Here is a 2,112-nt window from a genome sequence, read left to right on the forward strand (position 1 = left end):
CAGGATTTTTTTCTATATGATGATATAGAGAATTTTTTAAACTCTTTTCACTTTTCAATAGTGCTTGCAAATCGTGAATATTATTCATTTTATAAAATGCTTCTGCACGTAAATGTATAAAATAAGTTGTATATGCATGATGCGGAAGCATATGATTGATTTTATCTATTACCGCTAACATTTCTTCATAGCGCTCTAAATCTAATAAATATTTTACTTTTTCAAAATAGAAATATGGTACTTGAGGGAACTTTGCAATCGCATCATTAATGAGTTGTAACGCTCGCTGCTGTTCACCTTTATATGCATATAATTGCGCCAATAAGTACGTAGCTAACTCTTCACAATCTTTATGCTGCTGACCGAATAAAAGTTGTTCCTCTGCCTTCTCCCACTCACCAGTCTGTATATATAAGTAACCCCATTTATCAAAAACTGCACGCGTACTATGCTTTTCCGCCTTTTGCATATAGGCATAGGCCTCTTCATTTCGCTTCATATCTAGCAAACATCTAACTAACGTAAAGTATGCTTTCGTTAAAACATCCGCATCAGTTTCCTCTTCATTTACCTTTTCCAAAGAATCTTTTAACAATTGTTCAGCATCAAGGATTTTACGCTCATCAATTAACTCATCACAATATAAAGAGAGCGTTCTCATATTTGGGAATTTTTTATAAGTATAACGAATTAAAAAGGAGCTATATTGATGCATCAAACCTTCATCAGCAAGACGAATTAATGTATCAAACTCCTTAGGTGACGAGACGTTAGAAAGCCAGTTCTTCACGTATGATAACTTATTCGTTTCTTTTATATGCGCAATTTCATTATTTATCTCATGTAATCCATCTAGGAATCTCTTTTCTTTCAAACAAATCTCTAATTGCTTAAAATCTAGCATGCATTCACCTCAAATTATTATTTATACTGCTATTTGCAAGCAGTATTCTAACCTACTTGCTTAGATTTTACACATCATATAGTATGCATTCAACTAAAACCTCATATAATGAACGATATTATTTAATATTATTCAAGTTTATAACTAAATATCTTAAAAACGATACTTTTTCTCGTTATTTTGTTTAATTTGATGAAATAACATATATTATTCGAAGATGGGTTTTATCTTCTTTTTTGAGGCTTCATTCAGTGGATGAAATTATATTAACGATTTCCTGAATATATCTATCGTAACTTACAATAAATTAACGATTTGATAAGATATATCGATTTACCGACAAGCCTTGATAATAATGGTAACCTATCCATATTAGAACTGTAGCAATTCTCCTTCTCCCTTACTGTTCTAATATGATATTTGCTTCTTTATTTCACCAAATGTAATTTTCATATTCGGAGCATATACTAAAGATGCATGTATATGAAACACTTCAAAAAATCTTAGTTCTGCTTCATATTGAGCGAGTGCTTCAGCAAATGTTAAGCCCCGACTCATTAAACGGTCTATAAATTGTTGTTTTTCACCTGGATTACTAGCAATCCCCTCTTCTTTTAGAGAATTATATAATCCTTGCTTATCATTTTGATTTAAATTAGGATCTAAAAAATTCACTTTATCACTTACTCTACATTCAATATTTTTAACACCTAATTCACTTAAATACATTGGTATTTTCATGCCAATATTGCCATCTTTACCACTTCTATGTGCATCTTCTTCAAATAACTTCTGCAAAACACCAAGCTGGATAATTTCCGATTGAATTAATCCGTCTAGCGTGTATGAGGACATATTAGAAATCCAATGTGGTTCAAAACAAATAACATGTCCGCCCTCCTTAATCGAATTTATCATTTTTTGCAACATTACTTTGGGTGAATTCATATGTAATAAAAAAGCATGACTGACAGCTATATCGTATTTATTTTTCACTTCAATTTCTGTCGCATCCCCCTCAATAAATTCTGTTTCATATGGGAGTGCACGAAACAACTCTCTCGCTTCAGCTATTAATGTTTCTCCTCTATCAATCCCTGTATACTTTGTTCCAATTGGAAGTAAAGGAAGCAAAATTAAACCTAAATAACCATATCCACAACCATAATCAACAATATGTATAGGATCAGTAATCTTCCAAACTGAAT

The 2,112-nt window shown here is 31.6% G+C and carries 2 protein-coding genes; both read right to left on the bottom strand.

Annotation, left to right across the window (positions count from 1 at the left end; translation table 11 throughout):
* On the bottom strand, positions 1 to 904 hold a 904-nt coding region (locus AB3X49_RS21895), incomplete at its 3' end, for a tetratricopeptide repeat protein (RefSeq protein WP_367964722.1).
* A gap of 408 nt (positions 905 to 1,312) precedes the next feature.
* A partial coding sequence (locus tag AB3X49_RS21900) for a class I SAM-dependent methyltransferase (RefSeq protein WP_367964724.1) occupies positions 1,313 to 2,112 on the bottom strand: 800 nt, incomplete at its 5' end.

This window comes from Bacillus sp. C30, assembly GCF_040838255.1.
GTDB classification, from domain to species: Bacteria; Bacillota; Bacilli; order Bacillales; family Bacillaceae_G; genus Bacillus_A; species Bacillus_A mycoides.